We start from the raw sequence: 15,592 nt of genomic DNA, 5'->3' as shown, positions 1-15,592 counted from the left end.
AGCATGATGAAACTTAAGCTGGAATGGACTTATAAAACGCCAAAAAACCAAGTGATTACCTTAATGTCCGATGAAGTATCTGCGGAAGAGGCATTGCTCTTAGCAGATGACTTTGAACGAACTGGACGCACAAAAGAACTCGTATTTTATGATGAGCGTCATACAAAATGGACAAAAAAAGAAATAATTAAATTGATCAAAGTAGTTGAAACTGAACCTCAGGATATTATTGCTTATTTTGATGGTGGGTTTGATATACAATCAGGTAAGGCCGGCTTAGGAGTTGCTATATACTATTCCCAAAATAAAAAGCCCTATCGGGTTAGGATAAATGAAGTATTTGAAGAAATGGAATCAAATAACGAGGCAGAATACGCAGCATTCTGGTTGCTTTTAAATACACTAGAGGAAATAGGTGTACAGCATGCAACTGTCACATTTAAAGGGGATTCCCATGTTGTATTAAAACAATTGTCAGGGGAGTGGCCGTGTTTTGAGGAGAACCTGAATAAGTGGCTGGATAGGATAGAGGAGAGAATTGAAAAGTTAGGGATTCATCCAATATATGATCCGATTGGCAGGAAACAAAATGCAGAAGCAGATCGACTAGCTACTCAGGCGCTCGAAGGAACAATTGTTTCCAGTAAAATTGAAATAAAAGGGTAAGTAATTAAGCCTAATCATCATACTCATAAAGTAGGTGAATTTGATGGGATGGGTCATTATTCGTTCGAGTGGGTGATACCGATGAAAATAGGAGCTGATTTTTTTCATGAAACGCAAGGAACTTATTTTGGAAGTTGGTGAAATACTTGACACCTATTGCCAAGATTGTTTTGTAAAAGAATATTTTCGCAAAGAACATGGCAAACGCTACGCCCAAAACTTTTGTATTAAAAACTGCACCGTTGGTCAAAAGCTGAAGGAATACGGAGAGAAACTATCGTAATATACGTAAAAAGGGCTCTTTTTAGGTAGAAAGAGCCCAAAGAAAAGGCTGATAAAAAAAATCAGCCTTGGTTTCACATTGTTAAGTTAGAATGTAAGAATTATAGCTTTACAACGTTCGCAGCTTGAGGTCCACGATTTCCTTCAACAACTTCGAAAGAAACTTCTTGGCCTTCTTCTAAAGATTTGTAACCGTCACCTTGAATAGCTGTGAAGTGTACGAATACATCGTCTCCGCCTTCAACTTCGATGAAGCCAAATCCTTTTTCATTGTTAAACCATTTTACTTTACCGTTTTGCATTATGCTTTTCCTCCTAAACCTTCGGCACAACCGTGCATCGTGAAAATTTTTATCAATTAGCTACCTATTTATGTATCTTTAAAATAATAATATTGTAAAAAAAATACTAAACTACTAGCTAAATGATGATTTTAATATACAACCTAAATCGTGTTAAGTCAAGGGAATAAAGGGTTTTTTACGTATTATTGGAAAATATTTGTGACAAAGAGGAGGATAAATATAAAAATTGTTAAATATTTTCGTATATTCGAATAATTATTGAAGAAATTCCATAATTTGATATAATAATAGAAAGAGAAGTTTGAGGTGTCCAATACGATTATCGATTCATCTTGCAAAAAACACGAAAATGAAAGCGTTTTATCATTAATGTTGGATGGAGGCTATATTATGTTTAGACACAACTACAATGGGAAAGAAATCATCATCAGGTTTACCTCAAATTCGAGAAGCACCAAGGTCAATAAGGATTATCTGTATAAAAAAATAGCATCCATATGTGAAAGTATAATGACTGCAGACCATGAAACTCCATTCATTGTTGAGGATGAGCAAGGGCGCCTAGCCGTTGGCACGGTGCAGCATGGTGATTTAACTGTCATCTCTATCCATCATATTGTCGAACATTCGCATATGTATCTCCAAAGAAATGAAGTTAAAAAACCATCATGAATGGTTTTTTAACTTTTATTATCTCTCCTATCTGTCTCTCTCATTCTCCCACCAAAATCTGTATTTCTATGAATCATAAAGTTTTGATAGAATAATCTTAGTAGTGTAATTGAAAAGAGGAATAAGATGAAGGTTATTATCGCGGAAAAACCAGACCAAGCGATGAAGCTTGCGGCTCCATTTAGGAGTAAGAAATCTCAAGGGTTTATCGAGGTTTCACCCAATCCATTATTTCCGAAGGGTGCTTACTTTACATGGGCAGTCGGCCATATTTGTGAGTTGCTTCCCCCCGAAGAATATAATCCTGCCTGGAAAAAATGGCGAATCGAAACACTCCCCCTCATTCCCGAGCATTTCTCATATCGGGTCATGAAATCTAAATGGAAACAGTTTACCATTATAAAAAATCTCCTTCGTAAACCAGAGGTAACAGAAATCATTCATGCAGGTGATGCTGGTCGTGAGGGAGAGCTAATCATCCGTAATATTATTGAAATGGCCAAGGTAAGTAAGCCGTTAAAACGATTATGGATTTCATCTTTAACGGAAAAAGCAGTGAAGGATGGTTTTCAAAATCTATTAATGGAGGAGGATACTAGGAACCTATACTTTGAAGCGAAGGCACGGGCTTGTGCCGATTGGATCGTTGGGATGAATGCGTCTAGAGTCTACACATTACTACTTAAGCAAAAAGGAGTATCTGATGTATTTTCAGCAGGAAGAGTTCAAACGCCTACTTTGGCCTTGATTGTAAAACGTGAAAAAGAAATTGCAAATTTCAAATCTGAGCCCTTTTGGGAGGTTTTTGCCAACTTCCAAATAAATGATAAAAAGTATGAAGGGAAATGGATGAAGGATAATGAATCACGGCTTTCTTCACAAGACATGGCGGAAAGGATCGCGGCATTTTGTCAAGATAAGCCTGCGGAAATTGCTGAAGTGGAAACGGAGAAGAAAGAATATCAGCCACCTTTACTATTTAATTTGTCGAGTCTACAAGCAACGGCAAACAAAGCATTTAAATTCTCACCAAAAAAGACATTGGATGTCGCACAAAGCCTATATACGAAAGGGATTATTTCCTATCCCCGTTCAGATTCAAGCTATATAACAAAAGGGGAAGCACAGACAATCCCAGAAATTTTTTCAAAGCTTGAAAAACTAGAAGACTATAAGGCTTATTTTCCAACACCTAATGTGTCGATCATGAATAATTCTCGTTACGTCAATGAGAAAAAAGTAACTGATCACTATGCGATTATTCCAACTGAACAGGTTCCACATCCTGCAAAGCTATCTGGCGATGAGAAGAAGATTTACGATTTAATCGTAAAACGCTTAATTGCCGCGCACTACAAGCCTGCTATTTTTAACTATACAACCGTAAAAACATTAGTAGATAGGCGCGCTGAATTTATTACAAAGGGTAAGGTTAAGCTTCAGGAAGGGTGGAGAAAAGTGCTCTTCCAAGAGAATTCAAAGGAGGAGGATGTAATCTTGCCTCCCCTTGAAAAGGGCGAAGCTGGAGTTGTCGAAAACAGTTACACAAAAGAGGGAAAAACACAGCCACCGAAACGCTACACTGAAGGACAGTTGATTACCTTAATGAAGACGGCCGGTAAGCATATTGACAATGATGAGCTAGAGAAAATACTTGCCAAAACGGAAGGACTTGGCACCGAAGCAACACGCGCAGGTATTATCACAATGTTAAAACAACGGAACTATATAAACGTCGAGAAAAACCAAGTATTTGCAACAGAAAAAGGGATTCTATTAATTGATGTGATTGGTGAAAAAATTCTTGCATCTCCTGAAATGACAGCGAAATGGGAACAGCGTCTTCATGAAATAGGACAAGGCAAAGCTTCACCAGCCTCATTTATGATTCAGACGAAAAAGCTTTCCCAAAAAATTGTGGATGATGCTAAGGTACAAAGTGATACTTGGGATATTTCAAGTATCAATATTGAAAATGTTAGTTCTCAAAAAAGCTCTTATAATAAAAAAGAAATCGGTACAGTCGTAGGAACCTGTAAAAAATGTGGTGGAGAGGTCATCAATAAAGGCAAATTTTATGGGTGTGCAAACTATAAAACAAAAGGCTGCCAATTCACAATCTCAGGGAAGATCTTAGGAAAAACAATCACAAAAACAAATGTTCAAAAGTTACTTTCTGCAAATAAGACAAATTTAATAAAAGGATTCAAAAAAGACAGTAAAATATTTGATGCATACCTTAAATGGAATGAACAAACAGGGAAAATCGAATTTGAATTTCCGGCAAAAGTACTAAATAATAATTAAAATGTAAGAGAAAAGGCGAAATGTCTTTTCTCTCTTTTTAAATTTTTGAAAAACTGCATTGAACCAAATTTAACCAAGTTGTATAATAGAAAAGAATGACTGATACGCAAACGTACTAAAAGAATGGATGGATTGGACTTGTTATTTGTAACGGAGATGCCGATAGAGGCAAGAGAAAAACTTTTATTTGCTGGACTTAAGTTGTTTACAGAACTGGGGTATCAAAAGACATCTGTACTTGAAATTGTCGAAATGGCGAGAGTTTCAAAGACAACCTTCTATCAACATTTTAAAAGCAAGGAAGATATCATGGTTGCCTTGTTTGAACAGCTAGGCAACGAAATGTCTGAGGAAGTTAAACTAGCAATCTCACTAGAAGAAAGCATGTCATACAAAGCGTTTGCTGGGATCAATCGGTATATCCAGATTTGTTTTGAAAATAAAAATGTTGCACAAATATTATTGGTTGAATCAGTTGGAGTGTCGCGTAAAGTTGAATTAGTACGACAAAGGTCTCACCAAGTGTTTGCATCTATTATTCTGCAAACAGTTCAGACAGAGTTACCGAAAACTGTTTCAAAGACGGAAATGCGAATCGTGGCCCAAGCAATGGTTGGTGCAATTAATGAAGTTATTATGCAAAACTTTTTTAACAATGAAGACGAGACATTTGATTTTGAGGGAATCTCTAGATTATTAAACCGAATCGTTATTTCTGCATTTGTGAATCTTGGAATGCAGGAATAATCTTTTTTGTATGAGGAATACGACTTCGTACTCGCTGTTTTGTAATTATATTTATTAATTGGGAGGATGCTAACATGACAAATGGTATCGATAGTTACACTTTAACTGAAATGATGCAAAGAATTGAAGAATTGATTAACCAGAACCCAGGACCGATTGAAGGATTTAATGTCATCTATCAATTCAACATTACAGGAGATGAGGAAGCCAGTTATCAACTTCAGCTTGCGGATGGTCAGGTAAGGGTATTAGAGGCTTCTGAAGGGGCAAATTGTACATTAATTCTTTCACTTGCACACTTTAGGCAGTTTTTAATTGGAAAACTAGGAGGAACTGCTGCATTTATGACAGGAAAATTAAAGATTAAAGGTGATATAGGAAAAGCAATTAAATTAGAAGGACTCTTACGCGAATATAATCTAAAAGAACATCTATAAGTTAGAGAGGTGATCAAGATGGCCGATTTCAGATGGCATAAAGAAGCTGAAAAGCAATGGGATGGTCGAGCTGACTTTTGGAGTAAGCAAAGCCAAGCAATGTGGAATTCCGGAAGCCGATCCACAATTATTCCGTTTTTTTCGAAGCACCTAGAGGATAAGGCTCATATTTTGGATGCAGGATGTGGTGACGGTTATGGGGCATTTTTACTTTCTGAGCGTGGGTTTCAAGTAGTTGGTGCAGATATTTCAGCCGAAATGATTGAAAAAGCCAATCAAAGAAGTCAATCAGAAAACCTTTCATTTACACAAGGTGATTTGACAGATTTTCCTTTTGAGGATGAAACTTTCTCAGGTATCATGGCGATTAACTCAATTGAGTGGACTGAGAAACCGCTCCGAGCAATCAATGAGATTAAGCGTGTGACAAAACCAGGAGGTATCTTTTGTGCTGGGTTATTAGGTCCTACGGCTGGACCAAGGCAACATGCATATCGACGCTTGTACGGGGAGACCGTCATCCAAAATACGATGATGCCCTGGGAGTTTGAGCAATTGGTATTGGAAAATGGCTGGCGAGTAGTTGATGGTCAGCCTGTTTATAAGGATGCTGTGAAAGTAGAAGCAACGAAGGGATTACCCAAAGAACTAAAACAAGCATTATCGTTTATGTGGGTGTTTATCTTAAAAAAGGCGTAAGAAAAGGTATCTCGAACCCGAGATACCTTCTATTATTCCCAGTCATATGGAGTTTCTTGATAAACATAATAGTTGAGCCAATTTGCAAACAATAGATAAGAGTGTGATCTCCAGCTGTGAACCGGTGGATTGGCCGGGTCATTGTTTGGAAAATAATTAACAGGAATGATGACCTTTCCTTTAGCGAGGTCACGTTCATATTCCTCTTTTAACGTATTGACATCATATTCAGGATGGCCAGTTAGAAAAATTTGCTTTCCGTCATTTGAAGCTACTAGGCACACACCTGCATCATCTGAAAAAGATAAAAGTGTTAATTCTTCAGTATTTTCAATTTCCTCAAGTTTTACTTCTGTAAACCGGGAATGCGGCACAAAATACAAATCATCAAAGCCTCGAACCAAATTCACATCCTTGTTTACCAAATGGTGGTGAAACACACCCGTACATTTTTCAGGCAGTGGGTATTTTTTAACCCCATAATGATAATAAAGTCCGGCTTGTGCGCCCCAGCAAATATGTAGGGTCGATGTTACGTTGGTTTTCGTCCACTCCAGAATTTCTTTTAGCTCTTCCCAATAGTTTACATCCTCAAATGAAAGATGCTCAATCGGTGCACCTGTAATGATCATTCCATCAAACCTTCTGTGCTTAATGGCAGAGAAGGAAGTGTAAAATTTATCAAGATGATTCTTTCCCGTGTTTTTTGCGACATGCGTTTCTGGGAATAATAGTGTGATATTCAGCTGCAATGGGGAGTTTCCAAGTAGTCTAAGAAGCTGAGTTTCAGTTCGTTCTTTTTCTGGCATAATGTTTAAGATTACTATATTAAGTGGACGAATGTCCTGACTATACGCGCGATCTTCATCCATCACAAATATATTTTCAGATTCTAATACTTCTTTTGCCGGTAAATCATGAGGTATATTAATTGGCAATCCTATCATCTCCTAGTTTCTTATAATTGAAATTTTACAACAATTCACACAAGAATATCAAATAAAATATCTTTACTTGTTTTATGTGGTAAAGGAAGGGAATAAATAGAAGTTTCACTTTATACCTATGTGTCAAATAAGGTAAGATAAAGAGGTAAAGGAAGTTTGTTCATTAAAATAGTCTTGGGGGTATTGTGCATGGGTTTATCAACAAAGTATAAGTCTGATATTGAAATTGCTCAAGAGGCTGAGTTAAAGCCAATCAAGGAGATTGCAGAACAGTTAGATTTACTTGAAGAAGAACTAGAACCCTATGGTCATTACAAAGCAAAAATTTCCTTAGACGTGATGAAGCGTCTTGAACAAAAAAGGGACGGTAAAGTCATCCTTGTAACATCCATTAATCCAACGCCGGCAGGAGAAGGGAAATCGACAGTCACTGTGGGACTTGGACAAGGACTTGCTAAGCTTGGAAAAAGTGCAATGGTTGCGATGAGAGAACCATCCCTAGGACCAACTATGGGAATCAAGGGTGGTGCAACGGGTGGCGGATATTCACAGGTGATCCCAATGGAGGACATAAACCTGCATTTTACAGGAGATTTTCATGCGATAACAACAGCAAATAACACATTATCTGCATTACTTGACAACCATATCCATCAAGGAAATGAACTTCAAATTGATGTCAGACGTGTCACATGGAAGCGGGTTGTTGATTTAAATGACCGTGCGCTACGAAATGTTGTAGTTGGGTTGGGAGGACCGACTCAAGGTGTACCTCGTGAGGATGGTTTTGATATTACCGTTGCATCAGAAATTATGGCGATTTTCTGTCTTGCAACCGACATACAGGATTTGAAGCGAAGACTATCAAAAATAGTAGTAGCTTATAATATACATAAACAACCGGTCACAGCTGCAGACCTAGGAGCAGAGGGTGCGCTCACCCTTTTACTAAAGGATGCTCTTAAACCGAATTTAGTTCAAACACTTGAACACACTCCAGCTCTTATTCACGGTGGCCCTTTTGCTAATATCGCTCATGGCTGTAACAGTGTAATTGCCACAAAAATGGCGGCAAAATTAGCTGATTATGTGTTAACAGAGGGTGGTTTTGGTGCCGATCTTGGTGCCGAGAAATTCCTTGACATTAAAGCGAGATATGCAGATATTAAGCCAGAAGCAGTTGTCATTGTTGCAACTAACCGGGCTTTAAAAATGCATGGTGGCGTTAAAAAGGAAAATTTAACTGAAGAGAATGTAGAAGCTTTAGCGAAAGGTTTAGAGAACCTTCAAAAACATATTGAAACCATTCAAGCTTTCGGATTGCCATTTGTAGTGGCGATTAACCGTTTTGTTACGGATACAGAAAAAGAAGTTGAAAAAATCGAATCTTGGTGTGCTGAACATTCTTATCCTGTCGCTCTAACAGAAGTATGGGAAAAGGGCGGCGAAGGTGGAGTGGAGCTTGCTAAGAAGGTACTCGAGACAATCGAAAATAGTGAGAATCACTATGCACCCATTTACGAATTATCTGCTTCAATTGAAGAGAAAGTAAGGGCAATTGCTAAAACTGTTTATGGGGCAAAAGATGTTGAGTTCTCGAGTAAAGCGAAAAAGCAAATGATTGATTTTGAAAAATTCGGGTGGAGCAATCTTCCGGTTTGTATGGCGAAAACTCAATACTCGCTTTCGGATGATCCAACATTGCTCGGAAGACCAACGGATTTTACAATTACTATTCGTGAGTTCCGACCATCAATCGGTGCTGGATTTATCGTTGCTCTAACAGGTGATGTCATGACGATGCCCGGGCTCCCAAAGAAGCCATCAGCACTAAATATGGATGTTACTGAAGACGGGAAAGCTGTAGGATTATTTTAGGAAGTGATAGGGGGGATCTCCCCCTTTTTACTAAAAAGGAAGGTATATTTTATGTTTGATCCAACCGTATTTGATAACTTAAAGGTTGTAATTGAGGGAGCTCTTTATGATTTAGATTTAGAGGGACAGCTCTTAATAACAGATCGTCAGGATCAAGTGGAAATGGCGAAAATGGGTCGGCATTATCGTATTACTTTTAAGGATAAAACCATCGATGAAATTCAAGCCTATATTAACCTGAAAATGGACCTTGATAATCTCGTATCAGAACTACGAAGCCTTGATGAGAATAAACCAGGGTGTCATCTGGAAATAGGGTTTATTTTTAAACTCGAATCTCTGGATGTATGCTCAAGTATTGAACGAGTATTAACCACCATCTGGGGGGACGAAAGGGAAATCGAACAGGAAATTTCATTTCAATATAGCACGAGAAATCAATATACTAACAATAGTAAAATTACTTTTCATCGATTAATACAAGAAGATCATATGGATGATTTACTTGAAATGGTTGACTATATCATTGAGACGATTCATCAACTACATACCGTTACAACTTAGGGGCAATCTCGCCTCTTTTTTTTACGACTAAAGGATTAAATTTTCTGATAATTTAATGTTTTTTATGATATAGTAAGAGCATATATAGTAATATAGTGATAATGGTTATTTGTTAAGGGGGCGATTTTATGGGGAAAATTGCATGGGTTACAGATAGTACAGGATTTTTAGATGAGGAACTTTTGGACCATGAGGATATTTATGTGATTCCAATGACAGTTTTTTTTGATGAGGAAGAATATCTTGATGGAGTTACGATTACACCTGCACAATTCTTTGAACGATTGAAAACGGCAAAGACCATCCCAAAAACATCACAGCCTTCCATTGGAAGCTTTGTAGAACTATATAATAGTCTCGAAGAAAAATACGATGAGATTATCTCGTTGCATATCTCGGAAAAATTAAGTGGAACCGTTTCGTCAGCAAGACAAGCTGCAGAATTAGTCAATATTCCTGTAACAGTCATTGATTCAAAAATCCTTACCTATCCGATGACAAAATTAATGAAGGAAGGGATGAAGCTTTTACAGGATGGTGGGACAGTAGCAGACGTTGAAAAACATATTGTGGATCTAGCTGATAGATTTGAAACCTACGTAATTATCGGCAGTTTAGAGCAACTGCACCGAAGTGGACGAATGAACACGGCCCAATATTTCCTTGGAAGCATGCTTCAAATTAAGCCAGTCATTCAAATTAACGATGGTGCGCTTTCTGTAAAAGAAAAAGTACGCTCTGAAAATAAAGCAACAAGTAAAATACTTGGTTATCTAAAGGATGCCATTGCGAAAAATCATGTGGAAGAGGTCTATATTTTATATGGCTTGGACGATTCTAAGACAAAGGACTGGGAGCAACATATTCGGGAATTTGCACCAGACAATATTTCGATTAACGCGTACCCTCTTGGGGTTGCGATTGGGGTACATGCTGGTGAAAATACGATTGGGATTAGTTGGATGAACAAATAATCTATTTAACTAGGATGTATTGTACTTCGTTATGAGATAGGGGGGCAATGGCTGCGATATTGTACCCAATACTCAAGAATTGGGAGATTGTTTCCGCACAATTTGGATGTGGCGGTTCAGTAGGAGCATGAAGACTCTTATGAAGTTGTAAAAATTGATTTGTAATGGGGTTACACGTAATCAATACAACATGACGTCCATACCATGCAGTTCCAATTTCCCGGTTTAAACCTTTTGGATTATACATATATTTTTACCACCTTTCACTTTGCCAGAGTTTACTCTGGTTTTTTTAGTTTATGCATGTGTTTTGTAGTGCGCGACAGTTTAGTTGGCGCTAGAATATGATACAATGGTTACGATATTGATGGTAGTGGAGGATACGATGGAGCAGCAAAAAATAATTGAAGCAACAACTACATTTGTGAAAAATATTTTGCAACATGATAGCAGTGGTCATGACTGGTGGCATATAGAACGCGTCAGAAAAGCAGCGTTGCAAATTGGCGAAAAAGAAAATGCTAATTTATTTGTCGTTGAAATGGCAGCATTATTGCATGATGTGGCAGACGAAAAATTAAATAAATCCGAAGAGGAAGGCCTCATGAAAGTACGGAACTGGCTTTCATCTCTACAAATAACGGACTCTGAACAAAAGGAAATCATTGAAATCATCTCAACAATGTCCTTTAAGGGTGGCAGTCGACCACCAATGAAAACAATTGAAGGACAGGTCGTTCAAGATGCTGATCGTTTAGATGCGATTGGTGCGATCGGTATTGCAAGAACCTTTGCTTATGCGGGGGCACACGGTGATTTAATCTATGACCCAGAACTTCCATTTCGTGAAAGTATGACAAAGGAAGAGTACCGAAATGGTAAATCAACGGCAGTCAATCACTTTTATGAAAAATTATTAAAATTAAAAGACACACTTAATACAAATGCAGCACAAAAAGCAGCACAGGAACGGCATGATTTCATGACAGCGTTTCTTGATCAATTTTATAAAGAATGGAATGGACAGATATGAGGCTTTTAACGGTTGAAGGTTTAGCAAAAAGCTACGCCGAAAAAACATTGTTTGAGGATATCTCATTCAGCATAACAGATAATGAGCGAATCGGTATTATCGGTGTGAATGGAACGGGAAAATCGACGTTATTAAAAATCATTGCTGGTGTAGAAGAAGCGGACCGCGGTGAGATTACTCATTCAAAGGGATATACAATTAGCTATTTACCGCAACAACCTGAATTTACTGAAGGAAATACGGTTCTTGACCAAGTATTCCAAGGAAATACCCCACTCCTCCGATTATTAAAGGAATATGAGGAAGCGATGATTCGGATTGAAAAAGATTCGATGAACACAGTAAATCAGGAGAAGTTATATGACTTGCAACAAAAAATGGATGCCGCAAATGCGTGGGAGGCAAACTCAAACGCAAAAGCTGTGTTATCAAAGCTTGGAATTAATGATTTTTCTCAGGACGTGATGGAACTGTCAGGTGGACAGAAGAAGCGCGTGGCATTGGCCCAAAGCTTAATTGAAGTTCCGGACCTATTGATTTTGGATGAGCCTACCAACCATTTAGATTACGATACAATTAAGTGGCTTGAAGACTATCTTGCAAAATACAATGGAGCACTGTTGGTTGTCACCCATGATCGTTATTTCTTAGACCGTGTTACGAACCGAATTATTGAGCTTGATGAAGGACGGCTTTACACATATACCGGAAACTATAGTAGCTTCTTAGAGGCAAAAGCACTTCGAATGGAACAGGAGCAAGCATCTGAACTCAAGCGACAAAACCTATATAGACGTGAACTTGCTTGGATTCGTCGTGGTGCTAAGGCGAGAACGACAAAGCAAAAAGCACGTATTCAACGTTTTGAGGAAATTGAGAATGCAAAAAAGACAGTAAATACGGATTCGCTTGATATTTCAGTTGGTGGTAGCCGACTAGGTAAAAAAGTAATAGAATTGAAAAATGTTTCAAAGAGTTTTGCTGGAACGAAGATTCTAGAGGATGTAAATTTACTTGTAAAACCAGGTGACCGAATCGGAATTGTTGGACGTAACGGAAGCGGGAAGTCCACATTATTAAATATCATTGCCGGTAAAATTCCTGTAGATACGGGCGAAATCGAGATTGGACAAACAGTTAAGCTCAGCTATTATACTCAGGAAAGCATAGATATGGACCTAAACAAACGATTGATTGAGTATATTAAAGAAACGGCGGAAATGATTCATACCCTTGATGGTAAAATGATATCAGCAGCGCAAATGCTAGAGCGGTTTTTATTCCCAATGCATACCCATGGTACGCCGATTCGCAAGCTTTCTGGCGGGGAACGAAGACGTTTGTATTTGTTGAAGATTATTATGGGTGAGCCGAATGTGTTGTTACTGGATGAGCCTACGAATGATTTGGATACCCATACGTTGACAGTATTAGAAGATTATTTAGAGGACTTTCCAGGTGTTGTAGTTACTGTTTCGCATGACCGATACTTCTTAGATAAAGTAACAGACCAATTGTTAATCTTTGAAGAGGGGAACAAAATTTCAACGTATTTTGGAGATTACACAGATTACCTCGAGAAAAATTCAGTTGAGGCTGCGAAGTCGGTACAGAAAGAAAAAATCGAAAAAAAACCTGTACAAGAGGCGCCAAAACCAAAGAAAAAGAAGCTTTCCTACAAGGATCAGCTTGAATGGGATGAAATTGAGGGGAAAATTGAAGCCCAAGAGGAGAAGGTTGCAGCTCTAGTTAAAGAAATTGAAGCGGCCGGAAGTGATTATCAAAAGGCACAGCAGGCAATGGATGATCATGCGAAGGAATCAGAAGTACTAGACCACTTGCTTGAAAGATGGGCAGAACTCTCTGAACTTGTGAATGATTAAAAAAGGCTCGGCAAAGTAGTACGGTTATTGTAGAGAAATATTGTAAATAGCATAAGAATTAGCATGCCTTTTAATACAATCACTATTTTCGTTTTATAATTATGGTTTTAAAGTATTGTCGTCTTTGGAATCAGCATTACCTTTTTTGGATTTTACGAATGACTTCATACGGCCAATCTATATAAAGCATACGCATTTCTTTTTTTGCGTATGCTTTTATCGCTTTTTTACATAAAAATCATGCGCAAATGGATATTTATAACATTTTTTATCTATTTCGAAACTATTTTTACCATTTATTGGATTTCGCGAATAATTTCATACTACCAATCTATATAAAAGCATACGCATTTCTTTTTTTCGAATGCTTTTATCGCTTTTTTACATAAAAATCATGCGCAAATGGATATTTATAACATTTTTTATTTATTTCGTAACTATTTTTACCATTTATTGGATTCTACGAATGACTTCATACTACCAATCTATATAAAAGCATACGCATTTCATTTTTTCGAATGCTTTTATCGCTTTTTTACATAAAAAGCATACGCAAATGGATATTTATAACATTTTTTGTTCCGTTCGAAGTCACTTTTACCGTTTTTTGGATTTTGCGTATGATTTTTTACTGCCACTCTATATAAAAGCATACGCATTTCATTTTTTCGAATGCTTTTATCGCTTTTTTACATAAAAATCAAACACAAATGGTTAATTATTACATTTTCTTTTCTTTAGAAAATTAAAGTCAAAAAAAGCTTGAGGTCTGGAAAATTCAATCAAGCTTTTTTGTGAGTTATTTAACTTTGCAATTTGTATAACTAATTCGTATGTTATTTAATCTGTGACTTTGGATTTCTCCACGTTTTCAAAATTAATTAGGAAAAGTGCCGGGCCTTTATAATCTTTTTGCGCCTAAATATCGTGATTGCCAATAGTTGATAGTCATATCATCAATACTCACACCATCAGTGGAATCAGCATGGATAAATTTATTGTCGCCAAGATAAATACCAGCATGTGATGGACCTGGTTTATAGGTTTGGAAAAAGACCAAATCCCCGACACTTGGTGCCGATACGCTCGCACCCTGATTCCATATTCCAGAAACAGTCCGTGGGACGTTAACTCCTTTTTGCGCAAACACATATTGTAAAAAACCACTACAATCAAATCCACTTGGTGAAGTTCCACCCCAGACATAAGGAACACCCATGTAATTCATCGCGATTGATATCACACTGCCATCAACAGGTGGAGTTTCGATTGGTTCAACTCTTGCTTCAACCGTTTCGGTATTCGAATTTGTCTGTGTCTGTGTCCGAGCTGTAACCACAGTTACTTTTTTAATGGTTAGCCCCCTGACATTTTTGTTTTTCATAATGTGATCAATTGTTTCGTCCGTGGCAAGCCCATTTTCTTCTAGGTTGAATTTCTTTTGATACGCCTTCACACTTGCCTCCGTGACGGATTCAAACTTCCCATCTATTAAACCACTATAATAGTTTAATTTGTTTAATTTGGATTGTAGCTGTTTGACCTCTGGCCCCTCGTCCCCGACTGAGTAAAAGGGGGGCCTTGGCTGTATGATGACTTCATTTAATTTTTCTAATGTTGTTTCACCAGCAATTCCATCAACCTTCAAATCATATAATTCTTGGAATCTCTTTACAGCTTCTTGAGTAGTTTCTCCATAGTGACCATCGATTGTTTCATAATAAAAATTCAACTTATGTAATTCAAATTGAAGAAAACGGACTGAGTATCCGGTATGTCCATAGCGTAATTCCTGTTTTGTATCGAATTGATAGTTTTTGTCTAGTAATGGATCCAAATTCTGCTTTTCAGTAGCATCAGCTGCAAGTGGGGCGCCGAAGAAAAATCCAGCAGCTAAAGATGTCACGACAATGGCTTCGCGTGTTCCATAGCGTTTTTTCATTGAAGACCTCCTTGGTGTTTGCGAAAGCAAAGTAGTATAGTTTTCGAAAGGTTTGTTGTAGAGAAAGGCTATGGATTTGAAGAAGTACTATAACTTACGTAAAAAATGCATTACTGTTTCCAATCCTTAGTACAACAAAAGCGAAAACAACTCTTAATGAACACACATTTATGATATTGAGTTAAATAAGCCATTATGACAAAAGTTCGGATAATTAGTACTTAAGCGCTAAAATAAGACAAGGACTAATCGGTAG

At 37.6% G+C, this 15,592-nt stretch carries 16 protein-coding genes; 12 read left to right on the top strand and 4 right to left on the bottom strand.

What is annotated here, in order from left to right:
• The first annotated feature begins 6 nt into the window (after positions 1 to 6).
• The gene (locus tag CKJ95_RS01295) at positions 7 to 666 is read left to right on the top strand and encodes a ribonuclease H family protein (protein WP_099351610.1); all 660 of its coding nucleotides are present in this window, start codon (positions 7 to 9) and stop codon (positions 664 to 666) included.
• A gap of 106 nt (positions 667 to 772) precedes the next feature.
• Positions 773 to 949, top strand: a complete 177-nt coding sequence (locus CKJ95_RS01290) for a zinc-finger domain-containing protein (RefSeq protein WP_099351609.1) — start codon at positions 773 to 775, stop codon at positions 947 to 949.
• A 100-nt stretch (positions 950 to 1,049) separates the two neighbouring features.
• Here CKJ95_RS01290 and cspD read toward each other — a convergent pair whose 3' ends face one another.
• Positions 1,050 to 1,250: a cold-shock protein CspD gene (gene cspD, locus CKJ95_RS01285; RefSeq protein WP_099351608.1), complete on the bottom strand. Its 201-nt coding sequence runs from the start codon at positions 1,248 to 1,250 to the stop codon at positions 1,050 to 1,052.
• A gap of 393 nt (positions 1,251 to 1,643) precedes the next feature.
• On the opposite strand from cspD, the gene CKJ95_RS01280 reads away from it, so the two are divergent.
• The 5 genes from CKJ95_RS01280 (at position 1,644) to CKJ95_RS01260 (ending at position 6,115) form a co-directional block, all read left to right on the top strand.
• A complete protein-coding gene (locus tag CKJ95_RS01280) occupies positions 1,644 to 1,925 on the top strand; it encodes a hypothetical protein (protein WP_099351607.1) in 282 nt (93 codons plus the stop codon).
• Between the two features lie 126 nt (positions 1,926 to 2,051).
• Positions 2,052 to 4,232, top strand: a complete 2,181-nt coding sequence (locus CKJ95_RS01275) for a DNA topoisomerase III (RefSeq protein WP_099351606.1) — start codon at positions 2,052 to 2,054, stop codon at positions 4,230 to 4,232.
• 138 nt (positions 4,233 to 4,370) lie between these two features.
• A complete protein-coding gene (locus tag CKJ95_RS01270; protein WP_180271388.1) occupies positions 4,371 to 4,979 on the top strand; it encodes a TetR/AcrR family transcriptional regulator in 609 nt (202 codons plus the stop codon).
• A 74-nt stretch (positions 4,980 to 5,053) separates the two neighbouring features.
• Positions 5,054 to 5,416 carry an SCP2 sterol-binding domain-containing protein gene (locus CKJ95_RS01265; protein WP_099351604.1) on the top strand — a complete coding sequence of 121 codons (363 nt, stop codon included), beginning with the start codon at positions 5,054 to 5,056 and terminating at the stop codon, positions 5,414 to 5,416.
• 18 nt (positions 5,417 to 5,434) lie between these two features.
• Positions 5,435 to 6,115 carry a class I SAM-dependent methyltransferase gene (locus CKJ95_RS01260; protein WP_099351603.1) on the top strand — a complete coding sequence of 227 codons (681 nt, stop codon included), beginning with the start codon at positions 5,435 to 5,437 and terminating at the stop codon, positions 6,113 to 6,115.
• 32 nt (positions 6,116 to 6,147) lie between these two features.
• On the opposite strand, the gene metA is transcribed toward CKJ95_RS01260, so the two are convergent.
• Positions 6,148 to 7,053: a homoserine O-acetyltransferase MetA gene (gene metA / locus CKJ95_RS01255; protein WP_099351602.1), complete on the bottom strand. Its 906-nt coding sequence runs from the start codon at positions 7,051 to 7,053 to the stop codon at positions 6,148 to 6,150.
• A 198-nt stretch (positions 7,054 to 7,251) separates the two neighbouring features.
• Here metA and CKJ95_RS01250 point away from each other — a divergent pair, with 198 nt between their 5' ends.
• From CKJ95_RS01250 to CKJ95_RS01240, 3 genes are all read left to right on the top strand, one after another.
• Positions 7,252 to 8,940 carry a formate--tetrahydrofolate ligase gene (locus CKJ95_RS01250; protein ID WP_099351601.1) on the top strand — a complete coding sequence of 563 codons (1,689 nt, stop codon included), beginning with the start codon at positions 7,252 to 7,254 and terminating at the stop codon, positions 8,938 to 8,940.
• 51 nt (positions 8,941 to 8,991) lie between these two features.
• Positions 8,992 to 9,504, top strand: coding sequence for a hypothetical protein (locus CKJ95_RS01245; protein ID WP_099351600.1), 513 nt, complete (start codon positions 8,992 to 8,994; stop codon positions 9,502 to 9,504).
• A 128-nt stretch (positions 9,505 to 9,632) separates the two neighbouring features.
• A complete protein-coding gene (locus CKJ95_RS01240; RefSeq protein ID WP_099351599.1) occupies positions 9,633 to 10,478 on the top strand; it encodes a DegV family protein in 846 nt (281 codons plus the stop codon).
• A gap of 1 nt (position 10,479) precedes the next feature.
• Here CKJ95_RS01240 and CKJ95_RS01235 read toward each other — a convergent pair whose 3' ends face one another.
• Entirely contained in the window at positions 10,480 to 10,725 is a 246-nt protein-coding gene (locus tag CKJ95_RS01235) for a hypothetical protein (protein ID WP_099351598.1), read from the bottom strand.
• A 138-nt stretch (positions 10,726 to 10,863) separates the two neighbouring features.
• On the opposite strand from CKJ95_RS01235, the gene CKJ95_RS01230 reads away from it, so the two are divergent.
• Together CKJ95_RS01230 and CKJ95_RS01225 are read left to right on the top strand one after the other, a co-directional pair.
• Positions 10,864 to 11,511, top strand: a complete 648-nt coding sequence (locus CKJ95_RS01230) for an HD domain-containing protein (protein WP_099351597.1) — start codon at positions 10,864 to 10,866, stop codon at positions 11,509 to 11,511.
• Positions 11,508 to 13,394 carry an ABC-F family ATP-binding cassette domain-containing protein gene (locus CKJ95_RS01225; protein WP_099351596.1) on the top strand — a complete coding sequence of 629 codons (1,887 nt, stop codon included), beginning with the start codon at positions 11,508 to 11,510 and terminating at the stop codon, positions 13,392 to 13,394. The genes CKJ95_RS01230 and CKJ95_RS01225 overlap by 4 nt, the downstream gene beginning before the upstream one ends.
• Before the next feature lie 901 nt (positions 13,395 to 14,295).
• On the opposite strand, the gene CKJ95_RS01220 is transcribed toward CKJ95_RS01225, so the two are convergent.
• Entirely contained in the window at positions 14,296 to 15,336 is a 1,041-nt protein-coding gene (locus CKJ95_RS01220) for a C40 family peptidase (protein WP_099351595.1), read from the bottom strand.
• Positions 15,337 to 15,592: the final 256 nt, after the last annotated feature.

Source organism: Fredinandcohnia onubensis (genome assembly GCF_002734285.1).
Taxonomy (GTDB): domain Bacteria; phylum Bacillota; class Bacilli; order Bacillales; family Bacillaceae_L; genus Ferdinandcohnia; species Ferdinandcohnia onubensis_A.
The sequence above is the reverse complement of the archived record's forward strand: the minus strand, read 5'-3'. Positions and strand labels throughout refer to the sequence as shown.

Bases quoted from the DNA above. Each gene is read 5' to 3' on its own strand.
- CKJ95_RS01220 (WP_099351595.1), bottom strand. From the start codon at position 15,336: ATGAAAAAACGCTATGGAACACGCGAAGCCATTGTCGTGACATCTTTA.
- CKJ95_RS01260 (WP_099351603.1), top strand. From the start codon at position 5,435: ATGGCCGATTTCAGATGGCATAAAGAAGCTGAAAAGCAATGGGATGGT.
- cspD (WP_099351608.1), bottom strand. From the start codon at position 1,250: ATGCAAAACGGTAAAGTAAAATGGTTTAACAATGAAAAAGGATTTGGC.
- CKJ95_RS01275 (WP_099351606.1), top strand. From the start codon at position 2,052: ATGAAGGTTATTATCGCGGAAAAACCAGACCAAGCGATGAAGCTTGCG.
- CKJ95_RS01225 (WP_099351596.1), top strand. From the start codon at position 11,508: ATGAGGCTTTTAACGGTTGAAGGTTTAGCAAAAAGCTACGCCGAAAAA.
- CKJ95_RS01295 (WP_099351610.1), top strand. From the start codon at position 7: ATGAAACTTAAGCTGGAATGGACTTATAAAACGCCAAAAAACCAAGTG.
- CKJ95_RS01235 (WP_099351598.1), bottom strand. From the start codon at position 10,725: ATGTATAATCCAAAAGGTTTAAACCGGGAAATTGGAACTGCATGGTAT.
- CKJ95_RS01245 (WP_099351600.1), top strand. From the start codon at position 8,992: ATGTTTGATCCAACCGTATTTGATAACTTAAAGGTTGTAATTGAGGGA.
- CKJ95_RS01250 (WP_099351601.1), top strand. From the start codon at position 7,252: ATGGGTTTATCAACAAAGTATAAGTCTGATATTGAAATTGCTCAAGAG.
- CKJ95_RS01230 (WP_099351597.1), top strand. From the start codon at position 10,864: ATGGAGCAGCAAAAAATAATTGAAGCAACAACTACATTTGTGAAAAAT.
- CKJ95_RS01280 (WP_099351607.1), top strand. From the start codon at position 1,644: ATGTTTAGACACAACTACAATGGGAAAGAAATCATCATCAGGTTTACC.
- CKJ95_RS01290 (WP_099351609.1), top strand. From the start codon at position 773: ATGAAACGCAAGGAACTTATTTTGGAAGTTGGTGAAATACTTGACACC.
- CKJ95_RS01240 (WP_099351599.1), top strand. From the start codon at position 9,633: ATGGGGAAAATTGCATGGGTTACAGATAGTACAGGATTTTTAGATGAG.
- CKJ95_RS01265 (WP_099351604.1), top strand. From the start codon at position 5,054: ATGACAAATGGTATCGATAGTTACACTTTAACTGAAATGATGCAAAGA.